This is a genomic window from Rhizobium sp. Leaf453 (assembly GCF_001425605.1).
In the GTDB taxonomy this organism is placed as follows: Bacteria; Pseudomonadota; Alphaproteobacteria; order Rhizobiales; family Rhizobiaceae; genus Pararhizobium.
Genome location: NZ_LMRG01000023.1, coordinates 21,069 through 45,239, shown reverse-complemented (window position 1 = coordinate 45,239; position 24,171 = coordinate 21,069). Strand labels below are relative to the sequence as shown.

28 protein-coding genes are annotated in these 24,171 nt (G+C 57.5%); 14 read left to right on the top strand and 14 right to left on the bottom strand.

Annotation, left to right across the window (positions count from 1 at the left end):
• Positions 1-131: 131 nt before the first annotated feature.
• The 14 genes from ASG68_RS18470 to ASG68_RS30830 form a co-directional block, all read right to left on the bottom strand.
• On the bottom strand, positions 132-1,010 hold the full coding sequence (locus tag ASG68_RS18470; protein ID WP_156384893.1) for a DUF2971 domain-containing protein: 879 nt from the start codon (positions 1,008-1,010) through the stop codon (positions 132-134).
• 476 nt (positions 1,011-1,486) lie between these two features.
• Entirely contained in the window at positions 1,487-1,768 is a 282-nt protein-coding gene (locus ASG68_RS18460) for a hypothetical protein (RefSeq protein ID WP_062610029.1), read from the bottom strand.
• Positions 1,768-2,511: a hypothetical protein gene (locus tag ASG68_RS18455; protein WP_062610027.1), complete on the bottom strand. Its 744-nt coding sequence runs from the start codon at positions 2,509-2,511 to the stop codon at positions 1,768-1,770. Before ASG68_RS18455 ends, ASG68_RS18460 begins: the two co-directional genes overlap by 1 nt.
• A complete protein-coding gene (locus ASG68_RS18450) occupies positions 2,508-4,112 on the bottom strand; it encodes a phage tail length tape measure family protein (RefSeq protein ID WP_162247278.1) in 1,605 nt (534 codons plus the stop codon). The genes ASG68_RS18455 and ASG68_RS18450 overlap by 4 nt, the downstream gene beginning before the upstream one ends.
• A gap of 168 nt (positions 4,113-4,280) precedes the next feature.
• A complete protein-coding gene (locus tag ASG68_RS18445) occupies positions 4,281-4,643 on the bottom strand; it encodes a hypothetical protein (RefSeq protein ID WP_062610024.1) in 363 nt (120 codons plus the stop codon).
• Between the two features lie 14 nt (positions 4,644-4,657).
• Complete coding sequence (locus ASG68_RS18440; RefSeq protein ID WP_062610022.1) at positions 4,658-5,020, bottom strand: hypothetical protein; 363 nt, start codon at positions 5,018-5,020, stop codon at positions 4,658-4,660.
• Positions 5,021-5,030: 10 nt separating this feature from the next.
• Complete coding sequence (locus ASG68_RS18435) at positions 5,031-5,348, bottom strand: hypothetical protein (protein WP_062610020.1); 318 nt, start codon at positions 5,346-5,348, stop codon at positions 5,031-5,033.
• An 83-nt stretch (positions 5,349-5,431) separates the two neighbouring features.
• Positions 5,432-6,643 (bottom strand): phage major capsid protein, encoded by a 1,212-nt coding sequence (locus ASG68_RS18430; protein ID WP_062610018.1) that lies wholly within the window; start codon positions 6,641-6,643, stop codon positions 5,432-5,434.
• Between the two features lie 2 nt (positions 6,644-6,645).
• Positions 6,646-7,371 (bottom strand): HK97 family phage prohead protease, encoded by a 726-nt coding sequence (locus ASG68_RS18425; protein WP_062610016.1) that lies wholly within the window; start codon positions 7,369-7,371, stop codon positions 6,646-6,648.
• A gap of 352 nt (positions 7,372-7,723) precedes the next feature.
• Positions 7,724-8,269 (bottom strand): DUF1376 domain-containing protein, encoded by a 546-nt coding sequence (locus ASG68_RS18420; RefSeq protein ID WP_062610014.1) that lies wholly within the window; start codon positions 8,267-8,269, stop codon positions 7,724-7,726.
• Between the two features lie 4 nt (positions 8,270-8,273).
• On the bottom strand, positions 8,274-8,582 hold the full coding sequence (locus ASG68_RS18415; RefSeq protein WP_062610012.1) for a hypothetical protein: 309 nt from the start codon (positions 8,580-8,582) through the stop codon (positions 8,274-8,276).
• Between the two features lie 46 nt (positions 8,583-8,628).
• Positions 8,629-8,925, bottom strand: a complete 297-nt coding sequence (locus tag ASG68_RS18410) for a hypothetical protein (protein ID WP_156384892.1) — start codon at positions 8,923-8,925, stop codon at positions 8,629-8,631.
• A gap of 77 nt (positions 8,926-9,002) precedes the next feature.
• Complete coding sequence (locus ASG68_RS18405; RefSeq protein ID WP_062610009.1) at positions 9,003-9,248, bottom strand: hypothetical protein; 246 nt, start codon at positions 9,246-9,248, stop codon at positions 9,003-9,005.
• Entirely contained in the window at positions 9,232-9,408 is a 177-nt protein-coding gene (locus ASG68_RS30830; RefSeq protein WP_162247277.1) for an Arc family DNA-binding protein, read from the bottom strand. Before ASG68_RS30830 ends, ASG68_RS18405 begins: the two co-directional genes overlap by 17 nt.
• Positions 9,409-9,512: 104 nt before the next feature.
• On the opposite strand from ASG68_RS30830, the gene ASG68_RS18400 reads away from it, so the two are divergent.
• From ASG68_RS18400 to ASG68_RS18320, 14 genes are all read left to right on the top strand, one after another.
• Entirely contained in the window at positions 9,513-9,806 is a 294-nt protein-coding gene (locus tag ASG68_RS18400) for an Arc family DNA-binding protein (protein WP_156384891.1), read from the top strand.
• A complete protein-coding gene (locus ASG68_RS18395; RefSeq protein WP_062610005.1) occupies positions 9,803-10,891 on the top strand; it encodes a tyrosine-type recombinase/integrase in 1,089 nt (362 codons plus the stop codon). Before ASG68_RS18400 ends, ASG68_RS18395 begins: the two co-directional genes overlap by 4 nt.
• A 251-nt stretch (positions 10,892-11,142) precedes the next feature.
• Positions 11,143-12,459, top strand: coding sequence for a tyrosine-type recombinase/integrase (locus ASG68_RS18385; RefSeq protein ID WP_062610003.1), 1,317 nt, complete (start codon positions 11,143-11,145; stop codon positions 12,457-12,459).
• Positions 12,460-12,707: 248 nt separating this feature from the next.
• Positions 12,708-12,902, top strand: coding sequence for a helix-turn-helix transcriptional regulator (locus tag ASG68_RS32790; protein ID WP_082554032.1), 195 nt, complete (start codon positions 12,708-12,710; stop codon positions 12,900-12,902).
• 490 nt (positions 12,903-13,392) lie between these two features.
• Positions 13,393-14,193: a helix-turn-helix domain-containing protein gene (locus ASG68_RS18370; RefSeq protein WP_062609996.1), complete on the top strand. Its 801-nt coding sequence runs from the start codon at positions 13,393-13,395 to the stop codon at positions 14,191-14,193.
• A 389-nt stretch (positions 14,194-14,582) separates the two neighbouring features.
• The gene (locus tag ASG68_RS18365) at positions 14,583-14,819 is read left to right on the top strand and encodes a hypothetical protein (protein WP_062609994.1); all 237 of its coding nucleotides are present in this window, start codon (positions 14,583-14,585) and stop codon (positions 14,817-14,819) included.
• A gap of 216 nt (positions 14,820-15,035) precedes the next feature.
• Positions 15,036-15,284, top strand: coding sequence for a hypothetical protein (locus ASG68_RS18360; protein WP_156384890.1), 249 nt, complete (start codon positions 15,036-15,038; stop codon positions 15,282-15,284).
• Between the two features lie 58 nt (positions 15,285-15,342).
• Complete coding sequence (locus tag ASG68_RS32065) at positions 15,343-15,480, top strand: hypothetical protein (RefSeq protein WP_210173831.1); 138 nt, start codon at positions 15,343-15,345, stop codon at positions 15,478-15,480.
• Positions 15,477-17,906 carry a hypothetical protein gene (locus tag ASG68_RS18350; protein ID WP_062609988.1) on the top strand — a complete coding sequence of 810 codons (2,430 nt, stop codon included), beginning with the start codon at positions 15,477-15,479 and terminating at the stop codon, positions 17,904-17,906. Before ASG68_RS32065 ends, ASG68_RS18350 begins: the two co-directional genes overlap by 4 nt.
• A gap of 143 nt (positions 17,907-18,049) precedes the next feature.
• Positions 18,050-18,964, top strand: a complete 915-nt coding sequence (locus ASG68_RS18345; protein WP_062609986.1) for a hypothetical protein — start codon at positions 18,050-18,052, stop codon at positions 18,962-18,964.
• Positions 18,965-19,685: 721 nt separating this feature from the next.
• Complete coding sequence (locus ASG68_RS18340; protein WP_156384889.1) at positions 19,686-21,827, top strand: hypothetical protein; 2,142 nt, start codon at positions 19,686-19,688, stop codon at positions 21,825-21,827.
• A gap of 10 nt (positions 21,828-21,837) precedes the next feature.
• Positions 21,838-22,221 (top strand): hypothetical protein, encoded by a 384-nt coding sequence (locus tag ASG68_RS18335; protein ID WP_062609982.1) that lies wholly within the window; start codon positions 21,838-21,840, stop codon positions 22,219-22,221.
• A gap of 632 nt (positions 22,222-22,853) precedes the next feature.
• The gene (locus ASG68_RS18325; RefSeq protein ID WP_156384888.1) at positions 22,854-23,648 is read left to right on the top strand and encodes a hypothetical protein; all 795 of its coding nucleotides are present in this window, start codon (positions 22,854-22,856) and stop codon (positions 23,646-23,648) included.
• A complete protein-coding gene (locus ASG68_RS18320; RefSeq protein WP_062609976.1) occupies positions 23,641-24,171 on the top strand; it encodes a helix-turn-helix transcriptional regulator in 531 nt (176 codons plus the stop codon). The genes ASG68_RS18325 and ASG68_RS18320 overlap by 8 nt, the downstream gene beginning before the upstream one ends.

Here is a 24,171-nt window from a genome sequence, read left to right as displayed (position 1 = left end):
AGGTAGAAAGTCGATGGTGGGCCCGGAGGGCCAAGACGAACGCAATGGAATCAATGGGCTAGTTAAACGGTTAGCCAGAATGTTTCGCCATATGTTCCGCAGCCTTGGCTAACCCTTACTTTCCGTGACAGCTACCGCATTGGAGATCGGGTCATATCTGACTTAATTATTGGCTTATCAAATTGTGCAGCTTTACAGAAGGCGCGAACGGCCGCTTCAAACCAAGGCTCTGCAGTCGGCGCGATCCTCACTTCTTTGATCAAGATATCTAGATCGCATTGAAACGTTTTTCCGGCCGGCGGATCAATCTTTGCATGGTCATCATGAGATTTTGGCATCCACATGACTCGCGGCTCACCACCCCAAAGCATTGCGACTTGCTCCTCCCCTAGGGTGTGGTCCCAATAAAGTAGCCGCACTTCTCTTTCGTGCGAGAAGCTCAATCGTTTTGTTATAGTCGGCGTAAAGGCATTCCCCAAATCCAAAGTCTCTGTATCGTAGTCAATGTAATCGACCATACCGCATTGGATTGACAGGGGGCTTCCGGCAAGAGCCCTTGTGATTCGGTCGACATCGCTCACGATAGCAATGCCAAAGCTGTCTTCTGCATACATCTTCCACATTGCGACTGACTCGTGATTGGAACTGTGCCAGCAATTTATAAAATACTCTTTGGTTGTCCGTAGGACGTGCCTGACCATGTCCTCCTCATGTTCGATGTATAGGCGTAGCTTCTCCTCAAGAGTATCGTTCGGGTTGGAGCTGAACCGGCCACGCTCAAGCCTGTCTCGTACGGAGGCCGGTATCGTGTCCAGCGACCAAGTGCGGTGGGCAAAATTCCCTACCGGCAACGCACCCTCAAAAGGGTCTTCCCTACTCAAATGGTACATGTTGGAGAACCAAAGGGATTTTGTTGTAATTAGGGAGACGAACTTTGCGAAATTTGTATAGCGCCAAAGTGGGCCATCTGCTGGAGGTGTTTTGAAGATTGGATGTGGCTCGACTGGCACTCATCTCTCCTGTGCATTTTTGTGTATAACGACATTAAGCTGACCAACGGAGCGACTGCAAGTCGAGGATTTGTGGCAACTTAAACGATATATACTTTAGCGACTGCCTTATATTGGCCGTCGCCATGGTTGCGAGAATCTCGAAATTCAGGCAGCTTTTTGTCGATTGAGGAGAAAGATATGATCACTAACAAGACAGCAATGGAAGTCCAGAATATCGTGAGAGCGGGAGGGAGTGTCGAAGTCGATGGAGGTCGGTTCACTGCGATGGAGCTTCAGAATATTGCTCGGTCTCTTCTGCCAGGAGCTTTTTTGAAGGTCCATAACTCTGATAGATATACAGCAATGGAACTACAGAACACAGCTAGAGCCAAGCCCGGACAGGTGGTTTTGGGATAAGACCTCGCAACTCGCCTGAGCGCTATGGATGCCCCCCAATTCAATCTGAACAAAAGCCACCGGCCCGTGGTCGTCATTCACTGAATTTCCAATGGCACCCGGTCTAACAGCCCGCCGTCGAGCGGCTGGCCGTCCTCGTAACGCACCTCCTGGAGCTCCCTGAGGAGAGCCGCGCGCGTTGCGCGGCTCATCTGGCTCCTGCCGGCGTACTCGCTCCTGGCGATGATGCCACCGACCTGAGAGCGCTTCAGGTGCAGGACCTTGCCAATCGTCCCGTAGGAGTGCCCGATCAGCCAGAGCACGTAGGCGACATACTTCTCACGGTCGAGGTGCCGCCGTCGGCCTGGCTGGTCGAGCATCAGGCCATCCGGCGCTTTGCGGCGCGCCGCTCTTTCCTGTTGGGAAGGCGGGTGACGTTGGTGTTGCGATATGGATTGATCTTCTCCCCGATTGGATCATCCCAGACCTTTAGCATCCGGCTGGTGACGCCCGTTTTCGTCACGGTCGTGAGTGCGCAGTGACCGCCGACGCAACTCCATTCCTTGGGGCCGTCCTCGAACTTGATCTTGGCATCGGTCATGTCGAGGCGCATGAATTCCATCATCTGCAATCCGCGCCTTGGCAGGAAGGTCGAATCGGTCTCCGGAAACTCACCAGCGAACGCGAGCATCTGCGAATAGGTCAGATCAGGCGCGGCTGAAAAAACCTTGCCCTGGTCATGAAGTTCGAAAGGCGTGTAATTGCCGAGGGCGTGAGAGAACAAAGCTTTTTGGACGAAACCAGATCGCTCCGAGTAGCCGTGAGCGTAAACCTCGAAATGCTTGTTCCCGATATCCTCGATGCGGTCTCCGATGCGGCGCGCAGCGTGCTCCAGCCAGTCAAAGGCGAGATCGACCGATCCCTCCTCGTCGCAGAACTCGGTGACAGCCTTCGCGATATGCTCGACCATGTGCTGGTTGCCACGGCCGGTGACGACGAACGGCTTTGTGCGGGCCGGGTGATACTTCTTCACGACGGCCTCAAGGATCCCGTCACGGTAGGCTGCGCCATCCGTCATGATCTGGATGCAGTCGTCATAGATGATCGATACCACGGCGCTCATGCTGCCTCCTCAGCCCACAGGCTGTTCTTGAGCTTGGTTTTGATGGGTGCTTCCCAGATGAAGCTCTGGAGCGCCTTAGCGGCCTCTCCGATCGCGCCCTTGAAGTCACCGCTGGTGAGCTTGTCGAGAACGCCGTCGATCGCGTCTTCGCCGGCAGACTGGAACATTCCCCAGGCCTCCGACTGCCTGCGGAGCGATTCTTCCATTTCGGACAGAGCGGACGCGTTCTCGCGAATGAGCTTTGCTTCCGCGCTGTAGGTTTCCAGCCCCATCTGTCGGATCTGCTGTTCGGCCTGGAGCGCGGCCGTCGCGCTGCGCCGCACGCTCTCAGATTGGCCGATCAGGGACATCTCAAGTCGGACAGCCTCGATTCGCTCTGTCTGAGACTGGAAGAACCGGGCGGACGCGCTGTCCTGCCGAGCGTCGCCTTCGAGTTCTCGGTTCGGCCTGGCTGTCGGCACCGGGCCGATAATGGGGAGATCGCCGGTACCGTACGGCTTAGTGTCGAAGGATTTGGCGAGCGCTTCCCGGAGCTTCTCCGCGCCGATCTCGGTCAGTTCGAGGTTCGCCTGGAGTTCTTTGATCTTGTCGGTCAGCGCGTTGCTGGCGAGCAGCTGCCGGGTCTTTTCCAGGCCGGTGATTTCATCCGGCAGGGCGACAAAGCGACCGATCCGCGGATCTGCGAAACCCTGCCGTTCAAGATCGAGGCGCGTATTCACCTGCTGTGAGAGATCCGCCTTCAGACGCGCCTGCGCAATGGCGATCTCCGACTTCTGCACCTCGATAGAAGCCGCAAGCCGGCGCTCCTCGAGCTCGAGCAGCGAGCGCTTCGCATTGTACTCCCGTTCGGTGTTGTCGAGGATAATGGACGTTGCCGCCGCGCTCGCGCTGGCACTGTCGCGGACCGCCTGATTATAGGTCTGCTGAAGGCTGGTGAGCTCCCCGATCTGGCCTTGTAGCGACCCGAGCGGCGCGGCCTGCGCTGCGAGCGCCTTTGTCGTCTCGCTGACAGCAAGGCCCGCCTCGACGGAATAGGACTCGAGGAGCTTGTACCCGGCATACCCCCCGGCAAGGATAGCAACCAGTGGGCCGACGGCGCGCGCAGCGCCGCCGACGATCGACGTGAAATCCTTGATCGCCGCGTTGACGCCGCCCTGGCCCGCGTAGATCTGAATAAGCTGCGGTCCCTGCTGTGCAAGGATCATCGCCGGGTTCATGCCGAGCGAGAGGGACTGCGCAACGTCGAAATACTGATATCCGGCGTTCTGCCGGCGAAACTGAGCGGAATTGTCGTTGGCGCCGGCCGGATGAAGTGGCGACATGCCGTTGGCGGGCATACTCGCCTGAAGCCGCCGCTGCTCCGTAAGCCGGCCGTTCACATTGTCGATCGCCTTCGCAAGATCGGTGTAACCGCGTACCTGGAGCGCGCTCGCATCGGCCTGCAGGCCGAACCGGCGCTGCATGCCGGCGTAGACTTGTTCCAAGTGAGCGACCGAAGTCGCCTGGACGTCCTGCGATTTCGCGAGGCGTAGGATTTCACTGTTGAACTTCGCAGCCGTACCGTAACCGTCCACATAGGTCCGGCTAAGCTTTTCCAGCATCGGGACGGCCGAACCGACTTTCTGTTTCTGGTCCTCGACTGCTTCCCCTGCGGCCTTGCTGGACGCTATGCCGGCACGGTCGGCCGCGACCTTTTCATTCATGCCGGCGACGTAGGATCGCGCGTCAAAGTCGCTGGTGATCCGGAGGGATTTGAGCTCAACGACCATTTACGCCTCCAACTCGGTTGCGAGATTTAACAGTCTCTCCACCCCTTGCTCCCAAACCTCTATATTTCGGTTCACCACCTCAAACCACGAGGAAAGCTTCGCGATTTCAGCTACGAGGGCATCGACTTCGGCTTCCAACTCTGTGACAGCGGCCGTTAGAATTCCGATGGCTATCGGGTCCGTTACTGTGCCGCCCTCGATCGTGCCGCGAACATGCGCGATTTCTGCCAACTTTTCGGTCCGGAGACTTTGAGCGGCCGAAACTTTCGAGGGCAGATTTGTTTGTGAAGGCCGGTATCTTTCCACTTGTTCCGACCAGTGGGACGCTTGCTCTCTCAGGATCGATGCAAATCGGTTGGCCATGCTCGATCCTCCCCTTACTCGCTCAACTCATCGTGGAGCGTGAGAAGCGCCTCGGATCCCCGCTCATAGACCTCAATGCGCTGATCCATGTCGTTGAGCTGTTGCGTTACCACCTGGCGCTCACCAAGCCATTTCGTGGTTTCGGCGTAGGCTTCATCGGCTTCACGGTAAAGGACATCAAGCGTCACGGGATCGGTAACGGTGCCTCCGGTTATGATGCTTTGAATCTCGGCGTGACGAGCCACCTTTTCAGCACGAGCTTCGTCGATTAATTCGCCTCTTCGGCTCAGAAGCGCCCGCTGTTTGAGAATGCTCCTCACTTCATGGCCCCAGTCATGAGCCACATTTTCCAGGTCGATGACGCCTCGATAACCCATAACAAGAATCTCAGTGCAAACCGAGGCGGGCTTCTTTCTCCCGGCTCTCGATTTCGGCGATGTAGGCGACAACGGTAAGGCGAGCGAGATATTCGTAGCGGATGGCCGTTTGCTTCATCTCGTCGGTGACGACTGCCGGCGACAACTTCGCAAGCCCCTCGATCGACATGATCGACTGAGCGTGATTGTTCAGCGCCTCGACGACTTCCTCGCGCAGCGTGCTGAGCTCGTCTAGCTTGAGCAACGCCGGCAGGCCATCGATGAGCGTGAGCGCCTGGTCGCTGCAAAGCGACCGGGCGAACTCATCGTGTTTCTCAATATCGACCATTTCAAATCCTCTATGATCGGGCGGCGGATGGTCCAACCCACTAGACCAGCCGCCGCCGTCAAGCGCGCAGCCTCACGCCGGCGCTATGCTTCAACTCGGATGAATTTGACGGCTTCGAAGTTCCGGACATCGCCGCCGGTACGGCGATACGTGTAGAACAACACGAAAGGCTTGTCGGTATAAGGATCCTGGAGGAGCTTGTAGCCAGCCTTATCGACGATGACGTACGCCTTTTTGAAGTTGCCGAAAGCAACAGGCAGCGCGCCAGCACCGACGTTCGGCATGTTTTCGTCGATTTCGACGGGGTAGCCGAGAAGTGACGGTTGAGAGCCGGCCGTGAGGCCGTCGCGCCAAATATAGTCGCCGTTGCCGTTCTTCAGCTTATCGATCGAGCCGGCGGTGTTGGAATTCATCAGCCAACATGCGCCTGGCCGATACGGAGCCCGCAATGCCCATACAGCATCTTTCAGACTGTCTGCGGTCAGAACGGTGGCGTTACCAGATGCGACATATTGGATAGTTTTCCAAGGCCGCGCAGCGTCAGAAGAGAGCGAGATCGGATAAGTGAGCAAACCGCGCGGCTTCTTGATGCCGTCACCGAGCAGCGCAGCATGCCCCTCTGTCCGGCCGAACTTGTCGGCAATTTTATCCTCTAGCCAATTCCCAATTTTCCAGGAGGAATCGTCGATCATCCGTTGAGACACTTTCGGCTTCGCGTAGATCTCGTGTACAGGAACTCGCAGCATGCCGACCTGAGGAGTGGAGGTTTCCGGCCGTCCCTCTGTCTCCCCGACCCAGGTCGCACCGAGGTCGTCTCGGTCGACAGGCTCCTCCCAAGCATCCCCTTCCGTAATCGTCTGGACGTCAGACAGCCGACGCAATGGGGACTGGTCATGCATTTTCTTGTTGATCGACGTCGCGAGAACCGGAAAGACCGTGTAGCCACCGTCGGGGTCGCTCGCTACGGTCATCGTTTTCATCTCATCGACTGTAAGATGCTGGCTGGGCGTGAAGTTGCGAACACCGGACTTCAGAAACGAGTGAATCGCCTTGCTCTCGACGGCCGCGACCTCTGCGTTTTCGTCATTAGACGCGCCAAAAATCGCACCCGGACGATTGAGCTTTTTCTCGATGTTGGTGACGCTGTCGATAAACGGTGCCAGTGCGGTCTGGATGAGCTTGGACACCTTCTTTTCAGTTCGCTCCTCAACGGACTTCGCGACCTGTTCAAGGGCGTCGTCGAGATCGTCGTTGTCGTCGGCTGCCTTTGTTTCGAGGCCATAACGGTTGCGCATTGTCAGTCCTTCCGCGCTAGTTTTTCGGCGGCAGCGAGCAGCTTCTGAGCGAGCTCGGTGCGATCGGATTTCGTGGTTGAGGTGAAAAGGCCGGCTGAGGCCACGGCTTCAGACGCGCGCTTGGCAAACCTCTTGGGAAAGCCAAGGCCGGCAAGCATGCGGTCGAAATCTTGGACGGTCTTGATCTCGCCCGCATCGACCTGCGCCTTAGCGTTTGAAATCAGAGCTCGGTCATTGGAACCCCAGGTAACGATGCTGATTTCGCGAAGATCGATTTCGTCAAGCCAGCGAGCGGGATCTTGAGGCTTGCTGCCAACCCGGTATTTCTTCGTTCGGAAGCCGATTGAGAGGCCGTCGAGCTCCCCGCTGGTCAATCCCTCATAGATCAGCGCGCCGCGGTCGGTTTCCAATCCGAACAGCCGACCCTCGACCTTCAGGCCCTTGGCATCCTCCTCCATTGAAGTCCACTGGCCGATCGGGAGCATGTCGTCGACAGGGCCGACGAAACCGCCGTGCTGCAGCAGCATTTTGGGAAGTCTTCCCTTTGCCTGCCATTCTTGAAGGCTTTTGGAGAAAGCGCCTTTGACGATTACGTCCCCATGGGAGTCGACATTCCCGAATACGGCACCGTAGCCTGAGAACGTTCCGGCAGTGCTTCCTGCCTTGAACTTGAACTCATGTTCGGAGTTTGTGACGGTTGCCCGCTTGATTTCGAGATTGGTGCTCAAAGGACACCCCCACAGCTGTTCGGTTGCGCAAATTGCGCGATCACTTCAATCGTGACCATCCGACCGAGCGTCCGCCCGCGAAGCATGGGGGCAAGTGAGGCGCGACCGAGCATCCGCCCGCGCCGCAAATCACCGCTACCGTCTAAAATCAGTGATGCGGCGGATTTCGTCAAGCCCCACCAAAAGACGCCGGGAAAAACGCCGCAACCGCGTGGTGCATAGGGGTTTAATCGCACTTTCGCTCGAAGGGGGGGTCGATTAATTTGCTCCCACTGCGAACGAAGGCCCCGGGCGGTGAGGCCCCCAAGGGCTCCAGACATTGACCCGCCCCCGGGCGGGTCCGAACGATGGGTCAAAACGGGCAATCGTCTTCCTCCTCATCATCTAATGGACCGGGCGCATCGCGCGCGCGGTCCTGTTCAAAGTGATGAAGCTCGTCATATGATGGGACAGCCCCTGGAGGGGGCTGTCCATCTGACCTCTTACCTCTAACATCTAACTTCTTAGATGCGCTCGCATTCTCGGCCCGTTGATTTCGTTGGGTTTCTTCCCATCGTATGCGTGCGTTTTGTTGCGCATTCTTTGAGTTTGTATCGCGATGATTTGTTTCTCTTTCAGAGGTGGTCGACCACAGTAGATCGCCGCTGGATCGATCAATTAGACCCGTCTCGACGAGCACTTCTATCGCGCCAAAAACCGCTTTTACGGTCGTATTGGTGCGGCGAGCGAGTCGCTTATAATCGGCCTGGATGGGCTCGCCTCGCTCGTGCATGGCGCATAGCAGTACGATGTAAACGCCCGTCTCGATGGCCTTCAACTGTCCCACCTGGGACAGAAACTCGGCAGGAAAAAGCCGAAACCACGGTGCAATTTTCGTCTTCTGTGGTTTCTCGGCCATGCCCTTAGGTGCGCTCCACCACAATGAGCGAGCGGAGAAAAAGCTTGATTTCCTCGCGCTCGCTCATGAACTCGCGGCTGTCTTCATTGAAGAGGTAGAAGCGAGCCTTCATCCTCACCTCCGATGCGTGTCGGCATGGATAACGAAGCAAAGCGCGCTGGGCTTGCTCACTGGCTTCCCCAAGAGGTTCGTCCAGATCGTAATCGTCCGGATGCTCGCGCAGGTAATCTTTCCACAGTTGTTGCGCGGCCTTTAAATCGTCAATCAGCTTCTGAAGCCCGGGCGATTCCAGCGCGTCGGTTTGTTCGTTCATGCTCGCATCCTCGAAGTTGATGCGCCGGCCGTGAAGCCGGCGCGCGTCAGGCGACCGGTCCGCTCCAGATCCCGCGCCATGTGTGTGTAGTTCGCCGCCCTAAGATCGGGCCGAATGCCGCGGTCTGTTCGTCCACCTCGAGGACGTGCACAGTGCTGATCTCCTCGAAGCGCGTTCCCTCGTGGATTATCTCTCTCATGAGTATCTGGAAGCCGCTCGGGGCGTTCTCGCGCAGCAGCGATGCGGCGGCTTCCAGATGAAAGACCACCTCTCGCAGGGCGGGGAAAGCATCGATGTCGGCTGGCGCCGGAGCGGCGGCAGTGGTATTAATTTCCGTGTTCATTTCCAAATCCTTCCCTGGACGGTGTGAACGCGGTCCGGCGGCGGGTGCGACCTCTGCCGGACCTTTCATTTTCGGCCTCATGCCGATCTCCTTGCGAAAAGCTGATCAATCTTGTTTCCGCCGTCCTCAGGCAGATCCGTGAAGGCCGCATCGAGGGCGATGCGATCCCAGATGGTGCGGCCGTCAACGCGCTTGGGCTTTGGCATGCGACGGGCTGCGACGAGCTCGTCGAACTTCGTGGTACCGACACCGACATAGCGGGCGGCTTCGTCGCGGCTCAGGCCGCGAGGTGCGTACGCAATGCTGTCATGCGCTCTCGACAACGGACGCCCCCTCCTCCGAATTGGCAACCGCCTTTTCCAGGCACACAATGATCTCCGAGTTCATCGAACGTCGGTTATTGGTTGCTCGAACGCGGATCGAATCCCGCAGTTTTGCGGGCAGTCTCACAGCCACCGGCTTGCCGAACTTCTCCTCATTCATTTTCATCTTCCTTGTTAATGAGTTATTCATGGCTAATAGCCATAATCACAAAGTGGCTAATAGCCACTATTGTGTCAATCATATTTTTGTGGCTAGTAGCCACTATGCCCGAGAAAAAAGTGATCCAGCCTCAAGACAAATACGTGTTGCGCCTGCCTGACGGCCTTCGTGCAAGGATCAAAGCTGCTGCCGACGCTAGCGGGCGCTCTATGAACTCTGAGATTGTCCGGTTGCTGGAAGATGCTTTTGGCGACGTCGGGTACGACGAGACCTTGGAAAGATATGCCGTAGAGCTGCAGCACCTTTTTCGAGAAAAGCAGGGCGCTTCTGTTGAAAAACGACTGTCCAGCATTGAATCAAAGCTTGACCAACTCCTCCAAGAAAAGGTCAGCAAATGACGGACGAGCCCCGCCCCTATCTGTCAAGCTTCGAGGACCGTCACGGCCGCACGCGCTGGCGCTACAGACGGTCAGGCAAGACGATCTCGATAGCCGGCCAGCCTGGAGAGCCGGATTTCGAGGAAGCCTATCTAGCGGCCGTTGAAGGCCGTCCAGCGCGTAAGGCGATTGTCATCGCCCACCCGGGCGCTACAGTGCCTAAAAGCTTCAAGGACGCGTGGAAGCGCGTGCTGCGGACACCTGAGTGGATCCGGCACGATCTCGCCACCAAGGCGAAGAATACGAAGCTGGCAGAGGACTTCCTTTTGATGAGAGTCGTCGAGGAGGTGACGGACGTGTGGGGCGATATGCTGGTGTCAGATTTCCGTCGCCGGCATGCAAAGGATCTGATCGCCCGCCTATCGGCAACGCCGCACAAGGCGAAGCATATGCTGGTTGCGATCCGGAAGATGATCCTGGTCGCCCTGGATGAGGAATGGATCGATACCGACCCAACTTACAAGCTCTCCTATCGGCCGGCGTCGAAGGGTTGGCGCGCCTGGACGGAAGCCGAGCGCGAAGCGTACGAGGCAACGTATCCGATCGGCACCGCGCCGCGGACTTGCTACGCCCTGGCTCTCTGGCTTGGAAACCGCCGCTCCGACGTCGCAACGCTCCGGTGGGATATGTTCGACTGGAAACGCAACGTCGTCCGCGTCGAGCAGGAAAAGGGCGGCAAGGTCCTCCTCCTCCCGATTACGCCGATGCTCCGTGACGCCCTCGCGCCGGTGGAGCGGAAGGGCGATACGGTGCTGTTGACTGCCTACGGCAAGCCGTTCTCTGCCAAGTCCCTCACGGGCACGATGGCGAAATGGACGTTCAAGGCTGGCTTGCCGGCGGGCTGCACCATGCACGGGCTGAGGAAATCACTCGGCAAGCTGCTCGCCGAAGGCGGCGCCAGCACTCGCCAGCTGATGGAAACGCTCGGTCATGACGATATCGAGCATGCAGAACTTTATAGCCGGGAGGCCTCTCAGGCGATTCTCGCGAAAGATGGGATGAGCAAAGTCACCCGCCTCGTGCAGGGCAAAAAGAAGCGTGGCTAACCGGCTGGCTAACCACTATGGCTAACCGCCCCACAACATATTGAATTCGCTTAAATTTTGGTGGGCCCGGAGGGACTCGAACCCCCAACCAAGCGGTTATGAGCCGCTCAACCGGAGTTGAATTGAGATCAACTGGCCTCAACAAAGTCACCAGAAACGTTGATTTTGTGGCGATACACGTATTGACTTTAACAATAGGAAGCAAGTCATATCAAGCCTGAAATGTTGCCCCATGTTGCCCGGAACTCGCCATGCCCACACCGCGAAAGCGTCTCACTGATAACCTAATCGCAGCTCTTAAGCCGGCGCCCCCTGGAACTCGGAGTGAAACCCGTGACGATCTGGTGTCTGGGCTATCCGTTAGAGTTTCCGAAAAGGGAAAAAAAACCTTCGTATTGGTGGCCCGGTTTCCAGGAAGCCAAAACCCGACGAGACGAGCTATCGGCGAATATCCCGCCATGAGTCTCCATACTGCGCGGGAGGAAGCAAAAAACTGGTTGTTGCTGTTGAAGCGAGGCATTGACCCGCGGGAGGAAACGGAACGCGCGAAAACCGAACAGGCCCGAAAGCGGGCCAATACGTTTTGCAGCGTGGTCGAGGACTATTTGAAGGATATCCCAACTCGGCAACGCAATCGTCACGCTGGGCAGGACGAAAGAGAAATTCGCCGGGAGATCCTCGATCCAAAGCGAAATAAGTGGCTCTCGAAGCCAATAGTCGATGTCACCGACGCTGACATTGCGGAACTAATTGGCTCCATCCGCGATCGGCCGGCGCCTGGCATGGCTTACAATGTTTGGGGGCACATCAAGGCAATTTTCGCATGGGCAATGTGGCCGGAGCGCCGACAGGGTTACGGCCTCATCAACAATCCAACGCAACATCTGCAGCCGAAACATTTCAAGCTCTCAAAATCGGTCAGCGTTCGCGTTCTCACCGATGAGGAGATCAAGGCTTACTGGAAAGCGGCCGATGCCACACCATACCCCTTAGGCCCCTTCTACAAGCTGCTTATGCTCACTGGGCAGAGGAAGTCTGAGGTTTCTGATGCACAGTGGCCGGAGTTTGATCTTGCCGGCCGCAAGCTGTGGACCGTCCCGGAAGAAAGGTTCAAGTCCGGCCAGTCGCACATTATTCCACTTTCGCCAGACGCTCTGTCGACGATCGAAACATTGGAGAGGTTTGCCGGGGACGATGCAGGGGATTTCCTGTTCAGCACGACAAAGGGTCAAAAACCTATCAACGGTTTCAGTCGAGCCAAGGCTGCACTAGACAAGGCGATGCTCGAGATTTTGAGGACCGACAACCCGACCGCCACGCTCCCGGATTGGGTTTTCCATGACGTCCGGCGGACAGTCAGAACTCGCTTGTCAGGTCTGCGTGTAAACGCGGACATCGCGGAACTGATTATCGGCCACGGTAAGACCGGCCTACGGCGCGTGTATGACCACTACGAGTTCGAACCCGAGATGCGCGATGCCCTTGAGCGCTGGGGTGCCGCCCTCAAGCTCTTGGTAGATCCGCCTTCAGATAACAACGTTGTAAAATTCTCCAAAGAAACCGCTTGACGGAATCGGGCTTCTTGGGAGACATCAGTAGTAGTTGTAATTAGCAACTGTTGGATTCAATAGAACTTGGAGACGCCATCGATACTGCCTCTGACCAAACGGTCCAAAGTCATCGCCAGCTACCCACGGCAAAATAAGTAAGTCCGAGAATCCTGCGCGCGACTAGGAATTTCTTGCTCAACGCGAGCGAGAGGTCCTGCGCGTCTATTCGAGGTCATACGGCGATGGTAACGCAAAAGAGGTAAGCTATGCGTCTACTTTATTTCAAAGACCTCAATTCCAGAGGCATACCCTACTCTCGACAGTGGCTCGACCATCTCATCAAGAACGGCAAGTTCCCCCGTCCGGTAAAGGTCGGCGCGCGTCGGATTGCGTGGGTTGAAACCGAAATTGAACAGCACCTTCGAGCCTGCGTCGAACAGCGCGATGGGGCTGTGCAATGACCGGCGCCGACCACGAGCACAGCGATTCCGTTGTCGTCGCCGCACAATGGCTGGCCGATCAGTGCGCCCCTCCTCGTCCGATCGTTCCCGCACTGAGACAGCGTTTCGGCCTCGCACCTCTGCAGGCCTGCGAGGCGATCGCCAGGGCTCGGGATATGAAGATTTGCCGGGCGGCATTCGGGTGACCCGGCGGGACTGGAGCAAGATCCGCCGGCGGGACATGCTGCGGACGCGCCCGCATGAAAGCAGCGATGGAGAAAATCTGCTTTTTGACGCGCCACGTCGGCGCAAGACGAAGGCAGAGATGAGAGCGGAGGCGGCAGCATTACTGTCGCCGACGAGCTGGATAACCAAGTCAATCAGCTGCATTTGCGGCCACAGTGGGAAAGTCCGCGTGAGGTTGGAACAGGCGCGAGGGCCGTTCCGATGCGTCACGTGCGGACACTCCCAGCGGTGGTGATATGATTGCGCTGCCGGAAAGGGCAAGGCGTTGAAAAAGAAACCGGAGACCAAAATCAATTTCGCTCCGATACCAGCCAGAGCGATGGGCGACGAGACGCTTACCGCACTCGATTTGCGGGTGCTGATCGTCGTCGCTGCGCACGATCGGTTCGGCGGAAACGGGATCGGCTGCTACGCAGGTCACAAACGATTGGCGGCGCTTGCCCAATGCCACCTCAAGAGCCTCTCTCGGTCATTGGCGGCTCTCGCGCAGGCCGGCTACATCACCGGTCGGGAAAACCCGCTTAACCGAAAGACCCGCATCTATCAGGTTGTATATTCTGAACAGGATACCCTCTACATGAAAAGTTGCGAGGCTCCGAAAGGTAACAAGATCGCTACCGATGTGACGGAAATAGGTAACGAACCTGCTACCGATCACGACATGATAGGTAACGAGCTCGCTACCCAAACAGCCTTCACAGGTAACCAAACCGCTCCCAAAACCAGCCGCATAGGTAACCATTCAAATAGCAAAACCGTGTCAAATCATGAGGATGCGGAGGGTAATATATCTTGCGAAGCAGTAATAAATCACCGCGAAGCTGATGAAAGATATCCCGCAGAAGCGGCGCGTCCTTCGGAGCGCGACATTTCGGATGGAGAAACCCTATCCAAGATTGAGCGGATCATGAGGACAAAGAAGCTCATCCCCCAGGACAACATCACCCTGAACGATCTCCTAGCCGAGATAAACGAGCGAGCCGAGCCCTCCAGCCAAGAGTGGGGACGGAGCAACCGGCTGATGGAAGAGTTGAACCACTTGATGCACGACGATGACCAGGCATAGCGAGACCGAACGCGAAGCAGAACGAACCACGAGGGTTGAAACTGAAAAACCCGTCGCAAGTCATTTCGATACCGAAACAATTCCCCCTTTGCGATCCGATGAAGCCAGATGATGGGATTACGTCTCGATGAGAGCTCAATGTGGTGTTGAGAGCAGCGTGTAACCCCGCGCACACGAGCAATGAGCCTGCAAGCGACAAAACACCGGAAAGATGCGCACAAACGGCTATTAACCGCTTGGTAATTCCGGACGATGTTTGCAGAAACACTCGATTTCAGGCATATTTGCGAGGCGATTCCTGTCGCCTTGAAGCAATATCCGCGTCGTGGGCAACAATCGGGCAACATGGCGCGGCCTTCCCCCACTTTCAAAGCAATGAAGGAACGACAATGCCTGAACCGAAGCTGCGTCAGCATCAGGGCTACAGCCAATACGAAATCCACCGCATCAACGGCGAAAGTGTCTGGCAGGCTGCGATCGATGCCCGCCGATGCGTTCGCGAACATCCGGGCGAGTGGGCATTCCAGCCTTGGCCGGAGGATGTGCAGAAGAAGGCGCGAGAAGATATGCCGCTCAGCGACATGTCCAAGCTGGTCCCGTCGAATGGTTCAGGTCCGTTCGTCTAGGGGCAAACTGGGAGGTGGCGGCACCGCTTACCAGCGCCCTGCGCTCTACCGCTGCGGCGGGTACGGCGCCCCCTCCCCCCCTTTCTTCCGCTGCGCCGCCTAGCGCAGGGGGGTGGGGGCAAATTTTGCGCGCAATTTTTGCAGTCCACCCTGCCCCGCAAGTCGCACACCCTGGAAGTCGAGAACCAGAATTTTTTCAACTATTGGAGACGCCTCATGTCTTACATGCCCCTTGATCGAGGGCGCAACCTGCTCGGGCGAGAACAGGTGGTGATTTTCCGGGCCACCGGCGGCGAGAGCGTGTGGATGAATGTCATCGACGCGAAAGAGACTGTCGCACGATTGCCGCTTGAATGGTCAAAGGAACCCTTCCCGGGCCAATCTTACGGCGCGCCGGCGGATGGCAACAAGGTCGAAGCAGCTCGGGGTGGAGTGGCGCCGATCGAACGGCCCTGGGGCTGGTAGTGCAATGAGTGTCCGCTCCAGAGATCTCGAATTACCCTCCACGTTGAAACAGCTCGTCGTGGCTTCAAAGGTGTTCGTCGACCTCGGAGACGGAATGGGTCCTCGGCTGCTTTCCGAGATCATGAGCGAGGCCGATTACGAGATTTCCGCCGCAGCGCAAATGCAGGCCTACGTTGAACAGGGGCGATTGAAGTGAGCATTCAGAACTGCCTTGCTCGCCTTGTTCAGGCGAAACGCATAACGCAAAAGCAGGCTGACGACGCGCTCGCCATCAAGCAAGGCGCGCAGGGGCGTCTCTATCCGACGATGGGGCCAGCGTCCGCCGAAGCTGCTGGAGCGCTTGAGGCGGCGCGTGTGATGGCAGAGGCGGCACAACGGCGCAAGCTGATGGCAGCGAAACAGGCCATCGCCTACACGCAATCGCTCGACCGCATGCAGAAGCACCCGAACGGCATGACCGTGGGCCTGCAGAGCATGCTTGTGCGCGACAACCTCGAAGGTGGGGAAACGGTCGGCAATGCCATCCACATCGACGGGCACAGCGAGAACGTGACGAAGCGGCTGTTGGGCATGATGAACGGCGCGATGGAGCCCTATGCCTCGCGGCTGGCCGGGCTGTCGCAGGACACCGAATCCATCTGGAACGTGGTGCGGGAACTGTTCGGCAAAGACACCGGCGATCAGGCGGCGAAGGCCGCGGCGAAAGGATGGACGGACACCACGGCCTATGCTGTCGATCGCGTGAAGCGTGCAGGCAAGCCGTTGTCGGTTCTGGAAGACTGGCGCCTGCCGCAAAGCTGGGAAGCCTCGCGCGTGCGGAAGTTCTCCCAAACTGAGTTTGTCAACGACCTGATGACCGAGTTCGAGGCGGGCAACATGCGCGTATTCGACAAGTCCGGACAAGGTGACGCGCCGCGTGCGGCTGTCGGCGGGATCATCGCCAATGCCTACAATGACATTACGCTCGGCCGGAAAGCCGGTGGCGCTGGCGGCTTCTCGAACCAGTTGCGCGTGTTCCGTTTCCAGAACCCGGAATCCTATATCCGGATGATGAAGAAATACGGGACCGGCGACGGCGGGCTCTACAATCAGATGATGGGGCACTTCGGCGCGATGGGCCGGGAGATCGCGACCACGGAAATCCTCGGGCCGAATTACGAGGACAATTTCAAGCGCCTGCTCGACCTCGCCACGAAGGATGACGCCGTTCGTAACAACACGCTCGGCAAGAAGCTGGCGCGCTCGATCTCGATGAACAGCCCGGCGGCAGTCCAGCGCACCTACGACGCTGCGACCGGCAAGCTCGGTGTGGCGCAAAGCGACCTCATCGCTGGCATTGGTGGCGGGATGCGCAACCTGCAGACAGCGGCACGCCTCGGCTCGGCAACTGTCGCCGCTTTGCCCGGTGACAGCTTCACGGCGGCACTGGCAGCAAACCACAACGGCATTCCGGCCACTGCTGTTCTCGGCCGGCTGGTGAAAGACCTGACCACAAACCGCGAGGGCGCCGAACAGATCGCCCGTCAGATCAACCTCACCGCCGCATCCGTGATGGATCATGCGCTCGGCTCGAAACGCTTCGCCGACGAGGTTGTCGGTCAGGGGCTCACCGGCCGGGTCGCCGATACTGCGATGCGGCTCAGCGGGATAAACGTGTGGACGGAAGGTCTCAAGCGTGCCTGGGGGATGGAGTTCAACGGCTTCATCGCCCGTCAGGCCGATCTTCCATTCGAGAAGCTGGAACCTGCTTTTGCCAACTTCCTCAAGCGCTATGGTTTCACACCGGCGCAGTGGGACAAGCTGCGCGTGACACCGCAGATCGAGGCCGATGGCGCGAAGTTCTTCGATGTGAACGCAGTCGAGGATCAGGCACTAGCTGATCGGCTCATGTCGGCCATCCTGGATGAGCGGCGGTTCGCTGTGCTGGAGCCTGACGCGCGAGTCCGCGGTGCGACAGCTTGGGGCCATACGCGCGGAACCTTCACTGGCGAGATTGCAAGATCGGCGATGCAGTTCAAAAGCTTCCCGATGACGTTCATGATGACACACATGATGCGCTCTGCGATCCAAGATGGCGCGTGGGGCAAGACCTCGGCCGCTATCAAGTTGGTGAGCCTCATGACAATCGCTGGCGCTGTCACCGCGCAAATGCAGTCGATAATCGCGGGACGCGATCCCCAGGATATGAGCTCTCCCAAGTTCTGGGGGCAGGCTTTCATCCGTGGCGGTGGCGGCGGGATGCTCGGTGACTTGATCTATAGCTCGACCACACGCGGCGATGACGGCCTCAAAGAATACGCGATGGGACCGGGGCCGGGCGCGGTGTTTTCCGCCACGGGTGACCTGATGCAGACACTATTCGGCGATAAAGAGCTTAGCGGTAAAACACTGGCGCAGCACATCAAGGCATGGACTCCTGGCTCATCGCTTTGGTTCTCGAAGATCGCAACGGATCGACTGCTCTTCGACAACATTCAGACGATGATCGACCCGAATTACAGGCAGTCGTTCTCGCGCTACGAAAAGCGGATGAAAAAGGACTTCGGCCAGTCGTTCTGGTGGGGGCCTGGTGACGCCCTTCCCTCGCGCGCGCCGGACCTAAGTAAGGGTTTCGAAAAATAGCTGTTTCGGCGTAATCACCCAAATAGCTGCCTTCCAAAATTCCCCCTTCTCCTGCTGAGGCATTTGTTTTTCGGTTTTGGATCGGTAATCATCCTCTGGGTCGCTTTATAAAGCGCTCAGAACCAATTTCCGGGAGATCCACGGTGCCAGACAGAGAAGCAAAGAAGGTTGATGTGAAGAAAACGTGTTTTGTCGTCGGTCCAATCGGCGGCGATGGCACCGACACTCGCGATCATGCCGATTTTCTGTTGGAGATGATAATCAAACCAACGTTCGATGAGCACTTCAGCGACTTCAATGTTGTGAGGTCGGATACGATCTCCGAGCCTGGAATGATCGACTCGCAGATGATCAACCACCTGCTCGATGCTGAACTGGTTATCGCGGACATGAGCGAACGAAATCCAAATGCATTTTATGAGATGGGCATTCGGCATATGACAAATTTGCCGATTGTACACATGTTCGCGGTAGGCACTGAAATACCCTTCGATGTGAAACCCTACCGGGCAATAGATTTTTCAATTCGAAACCCGGCCAGCATCTTTGCTGCACAGAGGCGATTGAAGGAAGCCGTAGCAGCTACCCAAAATTCTGATTACGCCGTCGTGAACCCTGTCACGCGGGCGCGCGGCGTTCTGAATTTCCACGTTGAGTCCACGCCTGCAATGGACCTCATGAAAGAAGAACTAGAAGAACTTAAACGAACGATGCGGACACTCGTGCCGCATCTCGCTCCACCCGTTTACTGGGATGCGACACACTCTTCTCAGGTGGAGGACATGGCCGCCCGTGTAGATGCAGCGCTTCATAGGGTGTTACGCCCGACTCAGATTGAATTCAAGGTGATCGACGGACTCGGGCGCCGCGTGGCGCTAAATACTGCTTTAGAGATTTGGGCGGGGATGGGAGGCATCGCTCAACCGCGCTACAGGCTTGCCGAACATAGTGTGTTTCTCACGTTTGACAGCACGATACCAATCGACATTATCCGCGAGTTCATAGACAAGTTAGCGAAGTTGCCGGGTATCAGCGACATCCGCCTCCGTTCAACTTGAATTGGATCTTGTACGCCGAGACCGTTTGGGGCATCGATTTACATGCCGCGGGACGCGGCGGTCTAAAGCCGTTTTTGATACGAAACTCAGTTCCACGTAAAATTGTGCGCCACATAGCCCGCCCCACGTCGGCGCACATCGCCACGCATGGCAATAAAAAATGCCGGGTGGCGACCCCGCGACGAGGAGCCTGTCCGCGAACGGACAACTTGACCCGAGATTGCAAGGGTCGCCTGGCGATGGAATAGCACGAATCGTGTGTTATCGATACTGCTTCGAGAAGAGAGGCATTCTTCGACAGCTGGTGCAGCTACAATCTGAAAAACTGAATTAATTCAGCTGCCTGCGCGAAACCGCCTTGTGCTTTGCGAAGCTCGTTTCCTACAAGCATCGTGCTTGCATGTCTATCACCTCGCCCGATGATCGCCTCAGCTCTTATAGCCCCGTTGTTGCGACAACGGAGTTCGCGGCTCAATTCCCCGTTTTCGATAACAGCGATATCGCCGTATACCACAACGGCAGTCCGCGCGACGATTTCACCGTTTCGGCAACGTATGTCGATGGCGTATCGATTGACGCGATAGTCGTCTTTTCGCCTGGCATCGTTGGGCGAATTGATGTGGTAGGAGCTCGCGCATCACGCAGGGCCAATCAGTTTACCAACGGCGCTCCACTTCTCATTCGCGATCAAAACATCGCTTTCAATACCGTGCAGAGTGAGGTGCAGGAAGTCTCCCGCGAAACTCGTCGGGCACTGAAAGCGAAGTTCGGCGACCCCGCGCAAGACCTGCCGTCGCCACAGGAATCAAGCTATCTCGGCTGGCGTGATGGCGTGCTGGTGAACCGGCCGGACACCGAAACGTCGATCGCAGCGGCCGAGGCTGCAGCGCTTGCCGCCCAAGCCGCTGCGGTCAGCATCAACCTCAAACGGGTTCCGGATAAGGCCGGGCTAGCTGCTTTGAATCCGGATGTCACCAAGCTTGCCTTTGAACCCGATGACACGGGCTGGGACCTGAAAGAGCAAGACTTTTCAGCGGCTGCGGGTTTCGATGTCAATCAGCACATGGTTTATCCGGCAACCGGTAAGCTGATCACACAGGCCGCATGGTATCGCCGACAGAAGGGCGACAGGCCAAGCCTACGCGATGCCTTCAAGGCGAAGGGCGATAACGTCGCCGACGACATGGCAGCGCTGCAGGATGCCATCTATTGGATGGAGTTTTATCCGCTTCGCTCGCGCGTGTTGACTGTCGATCCCGGCCTGTTTCGCGCCGACTATCTCGAGATTCCCAACGAGATCACCGGCATTCAGCTTGTCGGCAATCATTGGAATTCCAACATCGTCTGCGGCGACCCTGGCACGGCGCCAACGCTGGCAGAGCCGGTGCCGGTCTCTATCCCGGCCATCTTGAACAAGAGCCAGGAATTCAAGATGGACGGCGTGGCGCTGATTTCGTCAGTTGCGAATTCGACGAACTGGACGAACCGCAAGAACGGTCTCGTCAACATGAAGGACCCTGGGCTTTCGACGACGGCCGACATCGACTGCATTATCAACGAATGCCGGATTGCCGGATTCTATCGCGGAATCTACAACAAGGGGCGCTCTATCGTCGTTCGTGGCGGTCATTTTGCGAGCTGTGATTATGCGATCGAGCTCGACTGGCCCGATTATTTCGGCGTTGGCGATCCGCTCAACGAGTATCTGCCGGGCACCAATCAACTGACGGACGATCTGGGAAACCGGGGCGTCATCATCGAGGACGTGCGCATCCACTCGCCCAACGGCGGTGCTGTACTCAATGCCCGCAAGAATGCGCACAAGCTACGTAACCTGCGCATGTCGAATATCACCTTGGATATCGGTCGTCGCCTGTTCTACGGTCACCTCGGGCGGGGCTCGAAGATCCACGACTGCGTATCGGACATGTCACCGCTCGAAGTCTTGGCGCTAACCGGCGGTGAAGATTTTATCATCAGCGATATCATCGGCAAGGGCAGCGGGAAGGCGGGCGTCTACACGCCGCAAAACCTCGTGCATTTCCTGCCTGGCGCGGCGGCTGAGTCCGGCTATCCAGATGCAGACGGTCGCGTGTCAGACCCGTACAACAGCGGAACCGGCCTTGGGACGACGGGCCGGTTCCGCAATGGTTTGATCACCGATTGCGAGTTCGCCTATTCGGAACAGCACGCGATCCGCGACACGTCGAGCCAGATGGACGATGTGACTTTCGCCAACATCAAGTTCCGCGATGTGGGGTTCTCTGCGCCGGCGAGCTATCGGTGCTTCAGCTTCGGCTCGCAGAATTCCGATATCAGGGTGATCAATTCCGAGTTCATGGGCACCGACACGCTCAACGGCGTCGTCGGCAACAACTTCGGCAATAACCGGATCAAGGTATCGGGCCCGGAAAAATCGATCGGCAATAACACGCCCTGGATCGCTGGCTCGCCGATCATCCTGATTGGAAAGAGGCAGACCTATCAGCCTGTCATCGTCACTGGCGCTGGCACTGTGCCCGATCCGTATGTGGTCACCGGCACAAACATTGCCACCTCTCCCCTGCCGACAGTCTCGGTTCTTGATTGGGCCTATGAGGACGATGACTGGATCGTTCTCGGTGGTCGCTTCACTGCTGCGGTCATCAGCGCCGCCAGTGACGGTGAAATTGACCTGGCGCTGCCGGTGCCTTCTACCTTCACCCAGCCATACCAGGCGTACGGCTCGTTTATCTGCTCGACTGCAGGCCAGAATATCGCTGGCTCGGTCACCGCAAGCGGTTCGCGTCTCAAGCTACGCTGGAAGGCTCCGAACACGAGCAATTACAGCTTCAGTTTCAGCGCCCGCTATCGCAAGCTCTAAGGAAAATCCCATGTTCGGATGGTTCTACTACCACACGGAAGCGCACTACAACGGCCCCTACCCAACGCGCGCGGACGCAGTCGCCGCTGGACAGGCCATGACCGATCCAACCTTGCCATTCTGGGTAGTGGAGGGCAAAAAGCCGCCTTTCGCGTTCCCCAATGCTGATCAAGTCCTGGCGCTGTTCATAGAAATCAATGCAGATCTCGGCACAGAAGCGGAGCCGTTTGACGTCGATAATGCAACGCTTTCGGATGAGCAGAAGCAGGCTCTTGCGATCGGCGTTGGTGACATGATCTCCGGCTGGATCGCTTCGAGCGGAGCCCGGTTCAAGGTCAGCACATTCGCCACCATGCAGAACGTCGAACAGATTGAGCCATCCGCTGCCGGCTGATCGGCGGCAGGATAACGCCACAACCCTTTGGAGCCCTGTCGAATGACCAGAGAGAAGCTGAACGATCTGCTCGATAAGCGAGCAAAACTCGAGGCAGACATCAACTCGAAAATCGAGAGTGACGCTGATGCTGTTCTCTGCGGCGGAGACCCTGTTCACAGCGGGGCAGTAAATCGCCTAGTACAGGATCGAAACATCTTGGACCTAGCGATCGAGAAAGCGCGGTCGCTGCTCTAAGCAGCGCGACGGAGGCGGTCCCATGACGGATGAAAGAAGCAGACCGGGGCGCCTGCTCTTTCGTGGCCCGATTTCGATCTTAGTCTCAGGGCGAGGTGAAGAGTATTTCCCCAATTTTCCTGAAATGCGCTTTGATGGCAAGCGGTGGGTCGATGTCAGCCGCCCCGACCGGCCTTTTGTTCCCGTTCACATCCCGCCACCACCTCGGGAGCCAGACATGTTCGGCGGGACTGGGGATGAAAGCCAGCGCCTTCGCTATCCCAAGAACACGCCCGGAAAAGTGACCAGGTCTCGCCGTCGAGGGCCGGCTTAGTCCGCACATCAAAATGCAAACGCTGTGCTTTTGACCACGGAAATTTCTATTACAAATCATAGCTTTATCGCGGAATGGGCCTGTGCTTTGTGCGCGCGCTTACGCGGTGCTACGCCGTGCAACATCTCAAATTCAAGCGGAGAGCACAAAAATGCCAGCAATGAAATCCCCCATTACGTCCACCGCACTCCGGTCCCAGCAGAGAGAAACCAAGGCGAGGCTTGAAGCGCTGCGGCAGGCGCAGGTCGAGGCCCTGGAAGAGGGACGGACGTTCGAGCACAACAATGAAATCCTCGTCGAGATGGAAAAGTTGGCGGCATTCGAAAAGGCGATCGCGCGAGCCGAAGAACGTGAAGAGCTGCAGCGGAACAAGCTTGCCCGTCAGGCTTCCCGATCCGAAGCCGCCGCCACAATCGAATTGATCAAGGAGACCGAGGCGGCCCGGCTGACCGCTCTCAGCGGGGTCGAGACGGCAATGAACTCGCTTATCGATGCTATCGCTCAATTCGAGGCGCAATCCGAGCGAGCACGGTTGGCGTATAGCCGCGGCCTTTCGTTCTGCAGCCGCCAGCCGGCGGAACTGCGTAGGTTGCCCCACCTGCAATACAGCCCACATGATCTCGAAGTGCAACCATTGACCCGCACCCGTCTCCGCGACCGCCTCGGCGGCTATATGTCTTCCACATTCGGCGCCCTGACTGTCGGTGATTTCGGCCACGGGCAATTCGGACCGATCACCTGGCAGCATTCGATCAAACTTGAAAAGCCATGGGTCGAGGTCGAGCGTGCCGTAATGGACGGCATGATCAGGAACGACATCACGCCCAACCTCGCCTATGTCATCAAGAACATTCCCGAGGACGCCGCACATGCGTAAGCTGCCACGTCATGGCCGCTTCCTGTCGTCGCAGGACGTGAGTGAGCGTTTTGGAATTTCGCGATTCACACTCCGCCGGTGGGTAGCAGATCCGGCCCTGGACTTTCCGCAGCCGACGATGGTGAACCGCCGGTACTATTACCGGGAGATCGAGGTTTTCCGATGGGAGATGCGGAAGGCCGGATACGATCCGGACATGCCGCCCACCTTGGCGACAATGGAGCCTGTGTCGGGTGTCGTAACCGACTACGAGCAATTCGTCGACGCCCTCACCAAACGGCGCAGCGCCATGAAGATGTCATGCATCGAGCTCGATGCCCTATCTGGGATGCAGGAAGGTTACTCGAACAAGCTGGAAAACTATGGCCGGCCAAACGGTCGGGGTATGGGGCCGGAGGTGTTTCCATTGTGGCTGGGCGGGCTGCGCGTGGGCATCGTCTTCGTCGATCTCCCGCGCCGGCCACGGCGCCTGAAAAATCAGGTCGCGACGGCGGTAAAAATTGACTTCGATGCGATCGCCTAA